The sequence below is a fragment of the Methyloligella solikamskensis genome (assembly GCF_042676065.1).
Lineage (GTDB): Bacteria > Pseudomonadota > Alphaproteobacteria > Rhizobiales > Methyloligellaceae > Methyloligella > Methyloligella solikamskensis.
The window spans coordinates 2,718,412-2,733,177 of record NZ_JBHTJO010000001.1 but is presented as its reverse complement, the minus strand read 5'-3'; the positions used below and the strand labels follow the sequence as shown (position 1 = coordinate 2,733,177).

Annotated in this window: 11 protein-coding genes; 7 read left to right on the top strand and 4 right to left on the bottom strand. The window is 63.5% G+C overall.

Translation table 11 applies throughout. The features are described from left to right. Positions 1-15 precede the first annotated feature (15 nt). Together ACFQ2F_RS13010 and ACFQ2F_RS13005 are read left to right on the top strand one after the other, a co-directional pair. Positions 16-1,371, top strand: coding sequence for an NAD(P)-binding domain-containing protein (locus ACFQ2F_RS13010; protein WP_379090722.1), 1,356 nt, complete (start codon positions 16-18; stop codon positions 1,369-1,371). Between the two features lie 194 nt (positions 1,372-1,565). Beyond that, complete coding sequence (locus ACFQ2F_RS13005; RefSeq protein WP_379090531.1) at positions 1,566-3,920, top strand: DUF1989 domain-containing protein; 2,355 nt, start codon at positions 1,566-1,568, stop codon at positions 3,918-3,920. Between the two features lie 21 nt (positions 3,921-3,941). Here ACFQ2F_RS13005 and ACFQ2F_RS13000 read toward each other — a convergent pair whose 3' ends face one another. Beyond that, the gene (locus ACFQ2F_RS13000; protein WP_379090529.1) at positions 3,942-5,558 is read right to left on the bottom strand and encodes a glucan biosynthesis protein; all 1,617 of its coding nucleotides are present in this window, start codon (positions 5,556-5,558) and stop codon (positions 3,942-3,944) included. 283 nt (positions 5,559-5,841) lie between these two features. Between ACFQ2F_RS13000 and ACFQ2F_RS12995 the strand changes: the two genes are divergently transcribed. Beyond that, a complete protein-coding gene (locus ACFQ2F_RS12995) occupies positions 5,842-6,681 on the top strand; it encodes a hypothetical protein (RefSeq protein WP_379090527.1) in 840 nt (279 codons plus the stop codon). A gap of 13 nt (positions 6,682-6,694) precedes the next feature. Here the strand turns inward: ACFQ2F_RS12995 and ACFQ2F_RS12990 are convergent, their stop codons facing one another. Continuing rightward, the gene (locus ACFQ2F_RS12990; RefSeq protein WP_379090525.1) at positions 6,695-7,315 is read right to left on the bottom strand and encodes a Crp/Fnr family transcriptional regulator; all 621 of its coding nucleotides are present in this window, start codon (positions 7,313-7,315) and stop codon (positions 6,695-6,697) included. Between the two features lie 248 nt (positions 7,316-7,563). On the opposite strand from ACFQ2F_RS12990, the gene ACFQ2F_RS12985 reads away from it, so the two are divergent. The 4 genes from ACFQ2F_RS12985 (at position 7,564) to ACFQ2F_RS12970 (ending at position 12,727) form a co-directional block, all read left to right on the top strand. Next, positions 7,564-8,961, top strand: coding sequence for a sensor histidine kinase (locus ACFQ2F_RS12985; RefSeq protein ID WP_379090523.1), 1,398 nt, complete (start codon positions 7,564-7,566; stop codon positions 8,959-8,961). A 178-nt stretch (positions 8,962-9,139) separates the two neighbouring features. Then, on the top strand, positions 9,140-10,129 hold the full coding sequence (locus ACFQ2F_RS12980; protein ID WP_379090521.1) for an HWE histidine kinase domain-containing protein: 990 nt from the start codon (positions 9,140-9,142) through the stop codon (positions 10,127-10,129). 33 nt (positions 10,130-10,162) lie between these two features. Then, positions 10,163-11,143 carry a sulfite exporter TauE/SafE family protein gene (locus ACFQ2F_RS12975; RefSeq protein WP_379090519.1) on the top strand — a complete coding sequence of 327 codons (981 nt, stop codon included), beginning with the start codon at positions 10,163-10,165 and terminating at the stop codon, positions 11,141-11,143. Positions 11,144-11,293: 150 nt separating this feature from the next. Continuing rightward, positions 11,294-12,727, top strand: a complete 1,434-nt coding sequence (locus tag ACFQ2F_RS12970) for a Glu/Leu/Phe/Val family dehydrogenase (RefSeq protein WP_379090517.1) — start codon at positions 11,294-11,296, stop codon at positions 12,725-12,727. Between the two features lie 20 nt (positions 12,728-12,747). On the opposite strand, the gene ACFQ2F_RS12965 is transcribed toward ACFQ2F_RS12970, so the two are convergent. After that, positions 12,748-14,106 (bottom strand): sensor histidine kinase, encoded by a 1,359-nt coding sequence (locus ACFQ2F_RS12965; protein WP_379090515.1) that lies wholly within the window; start codon positions 14,104-14,106, stop codon positions 12,748-12,750. A 1-nt stretch (position 14,107) separates the two neighbouring features. Further along, entirely contained in the window at positions 14,108-14,761 is a 654-nt protein-coding gene (locus ACFQ2F_RS12960) for a response regulator transcription factor (RefSeq protein WP_379090513.1), read from the bottom strand. Between the last annotated feature and the right edge of the window lie 5 nt (positions 14,762-14,766).

Sequence of the window (14,766 nt, the reverse complement as noted above, 5' to 3'; positions counted from 1 at the left end):
ATGAGGAGCCGTGTTATGAGCGAGCGCGTATGCGTTATTGGGGCTGGTCCGAGCGGGCTGGCGGCGCTTCGGGCATTTGAGTCTGCGAAGCAGAAGGGTGCGGATGTGCCTGAGATTGTCTGCTTCGAGAAGCAGGACGACTGGGGCGGTCTCTGGAACTACACGTGGCGGACGGGGCTGGACGAGTATGGCGAGCCGGTCCACTGCTCCATGTACCGCTATCTTTGGTCGAACGGCCCGAAGGAGTGTCTGGAGTTCGCCGACTACTCCTTCGAGGAGCATTTTGGGCGGCCGATTCCCTCTTATCCGCCCCGCGCGGTGCTGGCCGATTACATCATGGGCCGGGTGGAGAAGAGCGGCGTGCGGGATTACGTGCGCTTCCGGACGCCTGTGCGCTGGGTCGATTACGATCAGAGTTCGGAGAAGTTCACGGTCACAGTCCAGGATCTGAAGAACGACCACACCTACTCAGAAGAGTTCGATTACGTGGTGGTGGCGAACGGCCACTTCTCCACGCCGAACGTGCCGGACTTCGAAGGCTTGCGGATGTTCCCGGGCCGTGTGCTGCACGCCCACGACTTCCGCGACGCGCTTGAGTTCAAGGGCAAGGACGTTCTGCTGATCGGCGCCTCCTACTCGGCGGAGGATATCGGGGTCCAGTGCCACAAATACGGGGCCAACTCGATCACCTTCTCCTACCGGACGGCACCCATGGGCTTCGACTGGCCGGACGGGTTCGAGGAGAAGCCGCTTCTGCAGAAGGTTGAGGGCAACACGGCCCACTTCGCCGACGGCTCGACCAAGGAGGTCGACGCCATCGTGCTGTGCACGGGCTATAAGAACTACTACCCCTTCCTGCCGGACAGTTTGCGCCTGAAGACCGGGACCCGGCTTTATCCGGAAGGGCTCTACAAGGGCATCTTCTGGCTCTCCAATCCGAAGCTGATGTATATCGGCGCCCAGGATCAGTACTACACCTTCAACATGTTCGACGCGCAGGCCTGGTATGCCCGCGACGTGGTGCTGGGGCGGATCGCTCTTCCGTCCAGGGAAGAGATGACGGCGGACGCCAAGAAGTGGGTCGCCATGGAAGAGGCCTGCGAGAACCCGGAGCAGGATATCGACTTCCAGACGGAGTATGTGCGGGATCTGATCCAGAACACCGACTACCCGTTCCTGGACGTTGACCAGGTGGCCAAGCTCTTCAAGGAGTGGGAGCACCACAAGGAAGAAGGCATCCTGACCTATCGGGACCGGGCCTATCCTTCGGTGATTACGGGGACCATGTCGCCGGTCCATCACACGGTCTGGATGAAGGCCCTGGACGACAGTTTGGAAGCCTTCCTGGATGTGCGGCAAGCGGCGGAGTAGCCCCATAGACAAGCGGCGGAGTAACCGCCTTGTGAGAAGGAGCGGCGGCACCGCCGCTCCTTTGCCAACAGCCTCGAAGACCGGCATCGCTCTGATGAGGCGGGGCGCGAACGGGGGAGCCCGATGGGGCTTGCCGCGTTCCACCACGAGCGACCGAAGCGGCTCCTGGAAGGGGGCCTTGAAGGAGAGCGCTTATGAGCCTGGACAGCGAGACGCGACCGCGCACCCTATCGGAAGCCACGTCTTCCCCCACCACCTCCCATGCGGGCAAGCGCATCCGCCGGACCCGGGTGGCGGGCGGCGGCTGTCTCGCCTTCGGGGTGCGGGAGGGCGACAAGCTCACGGTCATCGACCCGGAGGGCGCCCAGCTCGGGCTGCTTTATGCGCTCTCGGAGACGGAAGGCGGCCAGGCGGTGATCCCGTCCCTGACCCATCTCGATGCGCCCACTTTGGAAGAGGCTCTGGACGAGGCTTTGGAAGGCCGGGCAGCCACCGAGCATGCGTTGGGCTCCCGCAACGTGGACAAGGGGGAGATCCGCGGCAGCCGCCTCTTCGGGCCGGACAGCGCGCCGGGCTCGAAGGTCCAGTTCGAGATCAAGGCGACCGGTCTCTGCGTGCTGGTGGCGCCGGGCAGCGCCATGGCGCCGGACGAGCAGAACACCCCGACCGATCTTCTGATCGAGATCGAGCAGACGACCGACGAGCGCCTCGATGCGCCGCCGCCTTTGGCGGAGCCCAAGATGGATCTCAGGGTCGATGCGGCCACCGCCGCGTCTTACGAGGTGAAGGCCGGGGATTATATCCAGATCGTCGATGTTGAGGGGCGGCAATGCTCCGACTTCCTCGCCTTCGATGCGGAAGCTCTGAAGCGGGGTATCGAGAACGGGCTGGATGCCACCACCACCCATACCTTGATGGGGAGCGCGGCCCCGGGGCCGGGGCTGCATTCGAAGTATTACGACCAGACCCAGAAGCCTCTCGTGGAGGTGATCCAGGACACGGTGGGCCGCCACGACACGTTCATGCTGGCCTGCAACGCCAAGTATTACGAGGATATGGGCTATCCGGGCCATTCCAACTGCACGGACAACTTCAACGCCTGTTTGGAGCCCTACGACGCGATCGCGCCCCGCAAGGGCTGGCCGGCCATCAACTTCTTCTACAACACCTTTGTCGACGACGATGACGGGATCGGCCTGGACGAGCCCTGGTCGCGCCCCGGGGACTACGTGCTCTTACGCGCGCTCACCGACATCGTCTGCGCCTCGTCGTCCTGCGCCGACGATATCGATCCGGCCAATGGCTGGAGCCCCACGGATATCCAGGTGCGCGTCTACGACAAGGAGAACGACTTCCCGAAAGGAAAGGCCCATCGCATGACCCCCGACGCCGAGCCGCGCCTGACGCGGGAGAGCGGCTTCTATCCGCGCTTCGCAGCCCTTACCCGCAAGTTCGAAGATTACCGCGGCTTCTGGCTGCCCACCTGCTTCTCCGACGTGGAGCCCATCGAGGAATACTGGGCCTGCCGGGAGAAGGCGGTGATCATGGACCTCTCGGCCTTGCGCAAGTTCGAGGTGACGGGGCCGGATGCGGAGGAGCTCGTCCATCTGGTCGCCACCCGCAACATCCGCAAGCTGAGCCAGGGTCAGGTGGTCTATACCGCCTTCTGCTACGACCATGGCGGCATGATCGACGACGGGACCGTGTTCCGGCTCTGCCAGAACAACTTCCGGGTCGTGTGCGGCGACGATTATCTCGGCGTCTGGATGCGCCAGGTGGCCGAAGAGCGGGGCCTCAAGGTCTGGGTGCGGTCTTCCACCGACCAGCTCCACAACGTGGCGCTCCAGGGCCCCAGATCCCGGGACATCCTGAAGGAGATCGTGTGGACCCGGCCCGACCAGCCGACCATCGAGGAGCTGAAATGGTTCCGCTTCCTGGTCGGCCGCATCGCCGATCAGCCTGTGGTGATCTCGCGCACCGGCTATACGGGCGAGCTCGGCTATGAGATCTGGTGCCACCCGGACGCAGCCCCTGAAGTGTTCGACGCCATCTGGGAGGCGGGCCAGCCCCACGGGCTTCGCCCCTTCGGCCTCCTGGCGCTCGACATGGTGCGCATCGAGGCGGGCCTCGTCTTCGCCGGCTACGACTTCTGCGATCAGACCGACCCGTTCGAGGCAGGCATCGGCTTCACGGTGCGCAAGGACATGGAGGAGGAGCCCTTCATCGGCTCGGAGGCGCTCGCCCGCCGCAAGGCCAACCCCCAGAAGAAGCTCGTCGGCCTCGATATCGGCAGCAACGAATGCATCCACCACGGCGATCCGATCTACATCGGCCGGGCGCAGATCGGCGAGGTGACGAGCTCGACCCGCTCGCCCATCCTGAAGAAGAACATCGCGCTCGCAAGGATGGACGTGACCAAGAGCGAGCCCGGGACGCAAGTGGAGATCGGCAAGCTCGACGGCCACCAGAAACGCATCCCGGCAACCATCGTCACCCTCTCACACTACGACCCAAAGAAAACCCGCGTCCGGGACGTCGCACCAGAATAACGGAAGAGACACTGAGGGGCGCTAAGACCGCCGGACGGGCGGGGCGCTTGCCGGCAGGTACTGGTAGAGCCAGGTCTCTGTCAGGGTCTCGCCGTCGAGCGACAGGTAAAGCCGCAGCTCCACCGGCTCCTCGCCTTCGACCTCAAGATCGAAGATCGCCCGCCAGCGATCCGTGCCCACCACCTTGATGGCGAACGGGTTGTCGACCGTGCCGCGGGAGGCGTCGACATGCACGTTCAGGTCGAAGCGCTGCTTCAGCTTCGACAGGGGGCCGCCTTCGAAATCGACCACGAACTTCTTCACATTGTCCGGCCGCTCCTGACCGGGGATGCCGCCTTGCCCAAGCCGCGTTGCGACCACCCGGCCGACTTCCGGCGGGTAGGGCTCTTCGGCCACCCAGTGAAGCTTGTATTCGAAGGTGTGGGCGCTGCCCGCGGCGATCGGCTCTGCCGGTTTCCAGTAGGCGGCGATATTGTCGTAGATCTCGTCGTCGGTCGGGATCTCGAGAAGCTGAACTTCGCCCTTGCCCCAGTCGCCGACCGGCTCGATCCAGACCCCCGGCCGCTTCTCGTAGAACGCGCCATCGTCCTGATACTCGGCGAAGTCGCGGTCCCGCTGCAGCAGGCCGAAGCCCTTCGGATTGTCGTCAGTGAAGGTGCTGGTGCGGGTCACCTCCGGATTGTTCAAAGGCCTCCACAAACGCTCGCCGGCGCCGGTCCACATGGCGAGCCCGTCGCTGTCATGCACCTCGGGCCGCCAATCCTTGTTCGGCCGGGGCGTCGTCTCGCCATACCAATACATGCTGGTGAGGGGGGCGATGCCGAGCCGTTCGATATCCTTGCGCACATAGATATTGGCCGTGATGTCCATGACGAAGGTCTCAGGGCCGGAGATCACGAAGCGATAGGCGCCCGTGCAGCTTTCGCTCTCAAGCAGCGCATCGACCACCATGGAGGTGGCGCCGGGCTTCGGCCGGTGCAGCCAGAACCCTGAGAAATGCGGAAACTCTTCCGGCCGCGGCAGGCCGGTATCGATGGCGAGCCCCCGGGCCGACATGCCGTACTGCCCGTCGGGCCCGGCCGAACGGAAATAGCTCGCGCCCAGGAAGGCGAGCCAGTCCGCCTTGCCGCCGGGCTCCATGAGCCGGAAGCCCGCATAGCCGAGATCCTCGGGGAGCTTCTTCCGGACGGCGTCGTCCTTGAAGGTGAAGGCCTCCGGCGTGTAGCCGATATTCTCCTGCTTGCCCCCTTCGACCACATGCATCTCCACCGGCGACTTGAAGTAGCGGCCGAGATGGAAGAGCTGGGTGGAAAACGGCGTGTCGGTCTTCGGCCAGAGCGCCATCTCCGGCTTGAAGGCGATCTTCTGATAGGCGTCGAAATCGACGGTCTCCAGAATGTCGGCCGCCTTCGGGGGCGCATCTTTGTAGGGCTCCGACGCAAGCTTCTCCGCGCGGGCTTTCAGGATCTCGAATGAGTAGGGCTCCGGCTTGCCAAGCGGTAGAGCGGTGCCATGGCGGGGCTCTGGGCTTGCGCCTTGGGCGAACGCGGGCAGGGGCAGGGCCGCCCCTGCAAACAGAGCCGCAATCCCGGCAAGAACGTCGCGCCGGTCCGTCTCGAAAGTTCGCGAAGAGGCCATGATCACTTCCTTAGAAAATTGACGCTTCGAATATGCAGTTGCCCCAAACCCCGCAGGCACCGATTGGTCGAAAAGAAATGCGGCTACCCGGCGATAAGGCTGGTGTCAAGTTGTCGCACTGGGGAGGGTAAGCGCTTTGTTGGAGCGCGGAAGGTGCAGGAGACCTCGCTGGCCGGGGCCGCACTTGTCCACATCGGATTTCGGCAACACGCGGCGCCAAGCGCGCCGCGATGCTAAAACCGAGTCGGAGAAGCCGAACCGACATAGTTTTGGAATTGATATTTTGTTTGAGATTGCGTCTGCGCAGGGGCGACGCGTTTGCGTCCAGCTGCGCCTACTGATTGTTCTTGCAGCTGCACTTCTTTTCGCGGGACCCGCCGCAGCCGACGACAGCAGCGATCTTGCCAAGCAGCTGTCCAATCCCGTCGCCGATCTGATCAGCGTGCCCTTCCAGTACAATTTCGACTGCTGCTTCGGCCCGTCGGATGCGAAGCGCAGCACTCTGAATATCCAGCCCGTGATCCCGACGGGGATCTCGGCGGATTGGAATCTGATTACCCGCACGATTCTGCCGGTACTGGATTTCCAGGCCGCCGCACCCGGTCTCGATAACGAGTTCGGCCTGGGCGATACGCTACAGAGCTTCTTCCTGTCGCCGAAATCCACCAAGAGCGGGATCATCTGGGGCGTGGGCCCCGCGTTCCTCTGGCCGACGGCGACGGACCGCGATCTCGGCACCGACAAATGGGGCGCCGGCCCCACCGTCGTGGTGCTGAAGCAGCAAGCGGGCTGGACCTATGGCGCGCTCGCCAATCAGATCTGGTCCTATGCGGACGCTTCGGGCGGCGAGTACAAGCCGGAGGTCAACCAGGCCTTCCTCCAGCCCTTCCTGACCTATACCTGGAAGGACTCCACGACCCTCGCTCTCAACATGGAGATGACCTTCGACTGGACCGCCAACGAGTCCAGACTTCCGGTCAACCTACTGGTGAGCCACATCTATCATCTCGGCGAGCAGCCTGTGCAGCTCGGGGTCGGCGGGCGTGCCTATCTCGACAGTCCCGACGGCGGACCCGACTGGGGCGTGCGCGCGGTCGCGACCTTCCTGTTTCCGGAGAAGTAGGCGGGCGGAGCCTTTACTGAGTGATGAAGGTGCCCGGCAGCAGGTCCTCGAACCGGTCGCGGACGATCCGGTAGCACTCGCAGGAGACGTTCTCGAGGCCTTTGCGGTCGAGAATGCGTAGAGATCCGCGCTTGGCCTCCAGATAGCCCGCCTGCTGCAGCGTGCCGATGGTCAGCGAGACGCTGGACCGATGCACCGAAAGGATCTCCGCCAGGAACTCCTGGGTCAGCGCCAGCTCATCGCTGTCGCTGCGATCGCGCATCATCAGGATCCAGCGGCAGCAGCGAGCCTCCACCGGATGCATGGCGTTGCAGGCGACGGACTGCATGATCTGGCATTGGAGCGCTTCCATGTAGCAGATCGTGGCCTGCCGGAAGCCCTGGCTCTGCTCGAAGGCGGACTCGAAGGCAGAAGCCGGGCATTGCAGCGCACGCCCCGGCACCTGCGCAACCCATTGGCTGAAGGTCGTGCCGCTGCCGATCGCGGAGAGGCAGCCGGATATTCCCTCCCGACCAATGCTGGCGAGCTCCGGCACGCGCCCGTCGAGAAAGGGTGAAACCAGGGAGATGACCGCGGTCTCGGGAAAATAGACCTGGTCGATCGAATCGCCCGATTCTAAAATGATTTCCCTCACCCCCAGTCGAATGGGTTGAAGATGCGGCTCCAGAAGCTCCAAGGCCGAATCTGAGAGATTTTGGAGTATGCGGTTGGAATACTTGTGGGAGTCACACATCGGACGCTAAGTTCAGTCGAGAATGGCTGTGACTACCACTTTTTCGCAGCTCTGAATGTCGGATTTCCGACAGACCGGCCGTTCGAAACTCAGCATATTCCGCCCATGATGGGTAGGGGTCTACTTGCTCTTCGCGCGGAGTCCCTTGAATGAGTCTGACGTATCCGGATCGCTTCAAGGAGTTGCGATCCGCCGGCGACGCAAAGGGCATTCTGTTCGTCCTGCTGCCGTGGGCCGGCCTCATTCTGGCGGTGACGGCCTTTCTAGCCGAACTTTTCCTTCCGCTGAGGGGCGGTCTTAGCGCCTGCTACGTGCTGGCGGTCCTTACAACGTTCGGCCATTCCAACCGCTACGCCACCCTCGCCATGTGCGGCCTTGCGACCGTGCTGGCGGTCGGCGCATTGCTCGGCACGCTGTTAGGCTCCTGGGGCACAGACGATCCCGCCTGGGTGATCGGCATCAACCGCACCGTCACCGTCGCCGCGATCTGCGCAACCGGCGCTTGCATGCTCGCCTTCGCCCGCGTGGCCGATCGGCTCCGCAAGGTGGAGATCGAGGCCAACGCTCGCCAGGCCTGGCTCGCCCAGACGCTTGCCAGCATTGGCGACGGCGTGATCGCAAGCGACGCGAACGGCCGCGTCGAGTTCATGAACGACGTAGCCGAACGGCTCACGGGCTGGTCCGAGGCCGACGCTGTGGACAGGCCCATCGAGGATGTATTCGATCTTCGCGATGAGGAGAGCGGGCGAGTTGTCGAAAGCCCGATCAGGCGGGCGCTTTCCGCCGGCCACATAGTCGTCCTAACGTCAACCACGATCCTGAAGAACCGCGACGGCCAGACCTCGCCTCTCGATGACAGCGCAGCGCCGATCCGTAATCACAAGGGCGAGATCATCGGCGCGGTCATGGTGTTCCGGGATGTGAGCCAGAGGCGCAGGGACGAACAGCAGATGGAGCTACGGCTGAGCGAGGCGGGCCATCGAATTCGGAATGTCTTCGCCAATGTCCGCGCCCTCATGTCGCTCTGCGAGCGCGATGCCGAATCGCCGGCTGCCCTGGTGTCTTGCGTCGAGGCGCGCATGAGCTGCCTGCTCCGCTCCACGGATCGGCTGATGTATGCGACCGAAGAGGGGAGCTCGGCCCGTGAGATCATCATCGACGAGATCGAACCTTATCTCGACACGGACCGGGAGGATCGGCTGCATTTCGCGGGCGAGGACGCGCTTCTGGACCCCAGCTCATCGGTTTCACTCGGCATGATCGTCCACGAGCTTGCGAACAACGCTTCGAAATATGGAAGTCTCTCGGTCACGAGCGGGAGCGTGTCGCTGCACTGCCGGTGGCAGGATGAGGAGACTTTCGCTATCGACTGGAGGGAGAGCGGCGGGCCTGCCGCGGAGGAGCCCTCCCGGTCCGGCCTCGGCACTCAGATCATCGGCGGCCTCGTGCGCTCCCAATTTGGCGGCACCTGGGAGCCCGAATACGGGGCGGAAGGCTTCGCGTGCCGTCTCGTGCTCCCGATTAGGAACGAGGCAAACGCGGAGTGAGCGGCCCGTCGGCCCGGCATGCCGGGCGGAAAGGCGACTCGCAGTGCACGAACGACGCCCATATACTCGTATATGACACTGAGCTGTGCTTGCTTCGGTGAACTTGCACGAGTGGACCGACCTGTAATGCTCAGTAATTCGGGTGTAGCCGATCCCGTCACGACCCCTGGCGCCGCAATTGATCGATACCCAGCCATCCTCCAAAGACAACGTAGAAAGCGCCTTCCAGACGGACGACGGGCGCATGCTCTTCGATTCGATCGATCGCGGCTTCTGCATCGTCGAGGTGCTGTTCGACGAGGATCAGAGACCTGAGGACTACCGCTTTCTAAAGGTGAATGACGCCTTCGAGGAGCAGACCGGGCTCGTCAGTGCTGTCGGCCGGACTATGCGATCCCTTCGCACGGACCATGAAGACCACTGGTATCGGATCTACGGACAAGTCGCGCTGACGGGGGAGCCGGTACGCTTTCGCGAGCATGCGGAGACGCTCGGCCGTTGGTACGATGTGTACGCCTTCCGCGTCTACGAGCCGGAGCTACGTCAGGTCGCGATACTTTTCGAGGACATCAGCGAGCAGCGTCGCGAGGAAGAAAAGCTGGCGCTGATTTCCGCGGAGTTCGAGCATCGCAGCAAGAACATGCTGACCCTGATCAGAAGCATGGTCCAACTTACCGATGCGGACACGGTGGAGGCGTTCAAGGACAAGATCTACGGGCGGATCGGTGCCCTCGCCAGCGCTCATGACCTTCTTCTCGGGGAGGGTGGCAACAGCGCGAGGCTATCGGGGCTCTTGGACGTGGAGGCAGAGGCCGCCGGCGGCAGGTTGTCATACGAGGGCCCAGATGTGCGGATCGTGGCCCACGCTGTTCAGCCGACCTCAATGGTGTTGCATGAGCTGGCTACGAACGCGACCAAGCACGGCGCCCTGTCGAGTCCCGAGGGCCAGGTCACGGTGACCTGGAGCTGGCAAGCCGACGACTTCGTCATCGAGTGGATCGAAGTCGGCGGTCCGCGCCCCGATCCCGGGCATGAGAGCGGCATGGGGACCAAGATCATAGACCGCAGCGTCACGGGCCAGTTGAGCGGAACGGCGGAATTTGACTGGAACGACGCCGGACTTCGCTGCATCATCCGCGTCCCGGCGAATCTCGCGAAACCTGCCTGACCCTTGCCACCGCCGGGCAGAGCCGCGCGGTCGATGTTCTTCCAAAGCTGGATTTTCCGCACCTGGTTCGCAGCCATGCTGCTGCTGTGGCTCGTGCTATTCGCAAGCCTGACCAGCCTCTCCTTCCTGATCGATAACTGGTTCTACCCCGCCATCATGGTGTTGGGGGCCTTCGTCGCCGGCCTCACGTCGGAAGGGGGCGGTGCCGTCGCCTTTCCCGTGCTGAGCGTCTTTCTCGACATCGACCGCGCCACGGCGCGGGATTTCAGCCTGATGATCCAGAGCGTCGGCATGACCTCGGCAAGCGTCTGGATTCTTTCGCGCAAAGGCGCCGATCTCGCCGCCTACGCACCGGTGCTTTGGTTCGCCCCCGTCTGCCTTGTCGGCTTCGTCTTCGGTATGGTGCTGCTACAGGGGATTCCGACCTTCGTCATCCAGGCGCTGTTCTTGAGCCTGATCACGACCTTCGCTCTGGCTTACGTGTGGAGCCGTCACCGCGGCGAGCGCATGACGCTTCAGGTGCGCAGCCACGCCGATCGGATCTCGCTTGCGGCTGTGCTCTTCCTAGGTGGCATCTGCGCCAGCCTGTTCGGCACCGGCGCGGACATCGTCCTCTACACCCTGCTGGTGACCCGCTTCCGCATGGACGAGAAGGTCGCCACCCATCAGAGCATCATGCTCATGGCCGCGGTCAGCGTGGCGGGTTCCTTCTACCGCGCAGTCTTCGATGCCGGCCTCACCGAGCACCAGGTGCAGACATGGCTCTGTGCCTATCCGGTCGTGCTGATCATGGCGCCGTTCGGAAGCTATGTCCTGACCAGGCTGCGGACCGACTGGATGCTCTGGGGTATCGTCGCGCTCAACGTCTTCCAGCTGGCCTATTTCAACCTAAAGGCGCCCGGCCTGGAGAAAGCCGCACTGTCGGCGGGCTTCTCCGCGATCTTGTTCGCAATCTTCTGGCTCACCCTGGCCCGCATGGCGGCGCCGTCGGTTCGGGAATCGGCCAAACGGTAGAGCGATCACGATTCGATTCGGCAGGACGCCGGCATATGGCGAAAGCTGATCCAACGATTCGTGGTCGGAACAAAAATGCCACCAACTCGGTCTACCCACCGGACTGCCGAGGAGTTTGGGAACGCTGGCGAAGGGGGATAGTCTCACACCATGAACACGAAACCGACTGCTTCAGCGAAGCCGACCCATCGCGGCTTCCTCTCCGATGTCGACGCTATGTTCCTCCGCGCCGCCGAGTTGGTGCCCATGCAGGAGGGGCTGTCGCAAAAGATTCAGGTCTGCAACGAGACCTACATCACCCGCTTCGGCGTCCGCCTGCGCGGGCAAATGTTCACCTTCGAGGGCTGGCGGTCGGTGCATACCAACCACCCGGTTCCGGCCAAGGGCGGCATCCGCTATGCGCCCAATGTGGACCAGGAGGAGGTCGAGGCGCTGGCCGCACTCATGAGCTACAAATGCGCGTTGATGGAGCTGCCTTTCGGCGGGTCCAAAGGCGCGCTGAAGATCGATGTCTCCGAGTGGAGCGAGGCGGAGCTGGAACGCATCACCCGCCGTTTCACCCAGGAACTCGCCCGGCAGAACTTCATCAGCCCGGCTCTCAACGTGCCCGCGCCCGACATGGGCACGTCCGAGCAGACCATGGTCTGGATGGCCAACGAATATCTCCGCATGAACCCGCAGGAAATCAATGCCGTGGCCTGCGTCACCGGCAAGCCCGTGGCGGCGGGCGGCATCGACGGCCGTACCGAGGCGACCGGGCGGGGCGTGCATTACGCGATACGGGAGTTCTTCAACACCGAATGCGAGTTGAACCGGACCGAGCTGCCGAGAGCCCTCAAGGACTGCCGGGTCATCATCCAGGGCTTCGGCAATGTGGGTTATCACGCCGCCAAGTGCCTCACCGAGGACCGCTGCAAGATCGTTGCGGTGATCGAACGCGACGGTGTGATCAAGAACGATGACGGGTTGGATATCGAGGCGCTGAAGGCGCATTTCGATGCCGGTGGCGCGGTGAAGGGCTATTCGGGCGGGAGCTATTCCGAAGATGGCGCCAAGGCCCTGGAAGACCCGTGCGATATTCTTATTCCCGCCGCCCTCGAAAGCGTCATTCACACAGGCAATGCCGAACGGATCCAGGCGAAGCTGATCGTTGAGGCCGCCAACGGCCCGGTGACCTTCGAGGCCGACCGAATCCTCAACGATCGCGGCATCGTCATCATCCCCGATCTCTATGCCAATGCCGGCGGCGTGACGGTGAGCTATTTCGAGTGGGTGAAGAACATCACCCATATGGCGTTCGGGCTGATGCAGCGGCGCCAGCGTGAGCACGAGCAGGCCCGCCTCGTCGAAGGGCTGGAAGAGGCGCTCGGCAAGCGCTTCACCGACGAGCAGAAGGCGAGCTTTGCCACCGGCGGCACCGAGCTCGATCTGGTGCGCTCAGGTCTGGAAGAGAAGATGCGCTCCACATTCGCCAAAATGTCGGAGCTTCGTGAGGAAAATCCCGATATCAGCGATCTCCGCACGGCCGGCTATGTCCTGGCGCTGACTCGCATCAAGGGGTTCTACGAGGCGATCGGCATCTGACCGGCGGCAGCCGACCGGGTTCAGGCCTCGGCTTCGCTTTTTGACGGCAGGAGGAGCTCGACGCGCAAGCCGCCGAGACTGGAGTCCTCCAGTCTGACGTCGCCGCCGTAGAGACGGGCCAGATCGCGCACGATTCCGAGACCCAGCCCGGATCCCGGCATGCGGGAATCCCAGCGCTCGCCGATATTGAACACGACTTCCCGGGCCTCCGGCGGAAGACCGGGACCGTCATCGTCGACCGTCAGCGCCGCGACCGCTCCATCGGTCCAGGCGATCTTGACCGTCGATTTCGCATGCTTGCAGGCATTGTCGACCAGGTTCGCCAGCATCTCGTTGAGATCGGCCGGATCGCAGGCCACGAGCGCTCCTTCCGGCACATCCACATCGATCTGGGTTTCGTTGGCGGCGTAAAGCCGGCCCAAGGCCGAGGCGACCTCCAGGGCTGCCTTCCGCGCTTCGGCCACGACGCCGGGGGTGGAGCGCATGGCCACGGCGCGCGCCCGGGCGATCTGATAATCGATATGGGCCTGCATCTTCCGGCTCTCTTCGAGGATCGTGGAAGACGCCTGGGTTTGGCCCTGGTCCTCCAGGCGATAGGCCTCGTCGGTGATGACCGCGAGCGGCGTCTTCAGACCGTGGGCCATGTTGCCCGCCTGGGTCCGGGCCCGTTGAATGAGATCGGACGTCGAGGCGAGCAGCGTGTTGAGATCGTCGACCAGCGGCACAACCTCGGCCGGAAACTGGCCGCTCATCTGCTTCGCCTTGCCGTGGCGCACATCGAACAGGGCCGTTCGCAACTGACCCAAGGGCTTTAGGGCATAGAGGATCAGAAGCGTGGCGGCGGCGACCAGGGACAGGCCGAAGATGGCAAGCGCAACGGCCAGCGTCAGGTTGAAGCTCGCGACCACCGCATCGAGCTGGCTCTCGTCCGTGCCGATGATGAAGCGGTCGGGGGCGGCGCCCGGATTTTTCCAGACCGTCTTTTCCGCCACGATCAGGGGCCCCGTCGGCCCCTCGATCATATGGGTGTGCACCCCGACATCCTGGCGCGTGTCGTCCGGCAACTGAAGCGGCGGGCCTTCCAGGGATTCCGACCGGGCCAGCACGTCGTCCTCCTTCTGGATCTCCCAATAGAAGCCGGAAAGAGGGACGTCGTAGCGCGGGTCGCTGAGAGGCCGCTGGAGATGGAGGGTGCCGTCTGGGCTGAATTCCGAAAGCCGCTGCAGCTCGGCGAGATGGACGTACAGCTCGTCATGGAATTGCTCTGCGACATGCCGCTTGAAGACAGCCGACAAGGTCACGCCGGCGCCGATCATGCCGATGGCGATCCACAGCGTGGCCGCGGCGATCAATCGTCCCTTGAGGCTGCGCTTCAGCATTCTAGTCCATCCGGTAGCCGAGGCCGCGGATCGTCTTGATGCGGTCCGCCCCCAGCTTTCGCCGGAGCCGGCTGATATAGACTTCGATGGTGTTCGACTCCCGGCTTTCGTCCAGGGTGTAGATCTGGTCGGTCAATTCCGCCTGGGAAACGATCCGGCCGATACGATGCAGGAAATGGGTCAGGATCTTCAATTCGCTGGCCGTGAGCTCCACGGGCTTTCCGTCCACCATGACGCGGTTGGAGCCGGTATCGAGCTCGATCCCGCCATGGGTCAGGATCGCGCTCGCCAAGCCCGAAGAGCGCCGGATCAGCGCCTTCAGGCGTGCGGCGACCTCCGGTACGTGAAATGGCTTCGTCACATAGTCGTCGGCGCCGGCATTCAGGCCGACGATCTTCTCCGCCCATGTGCCGCGTGCGGTGAGGATCAGGACCGGCAGCTTGCTGTCGGCGGAGCGCCAACCTTTCAGCACATCGATCCCTTCCATCTGCGGCAGGCCGAGATCCAGGACCGCGGCCGCATAGGTGCCGTCCAGGCCCATGGTGTAGCCGTCCGGTCCGTTGGCGGCATGCTCCACCGTGAAGCCGGCCTGGGTCAGGCCGTCAATCAGCCGCTGGGCGATATCCTCATCATCCTCGACAAGCAGGATGCGCATTTCGG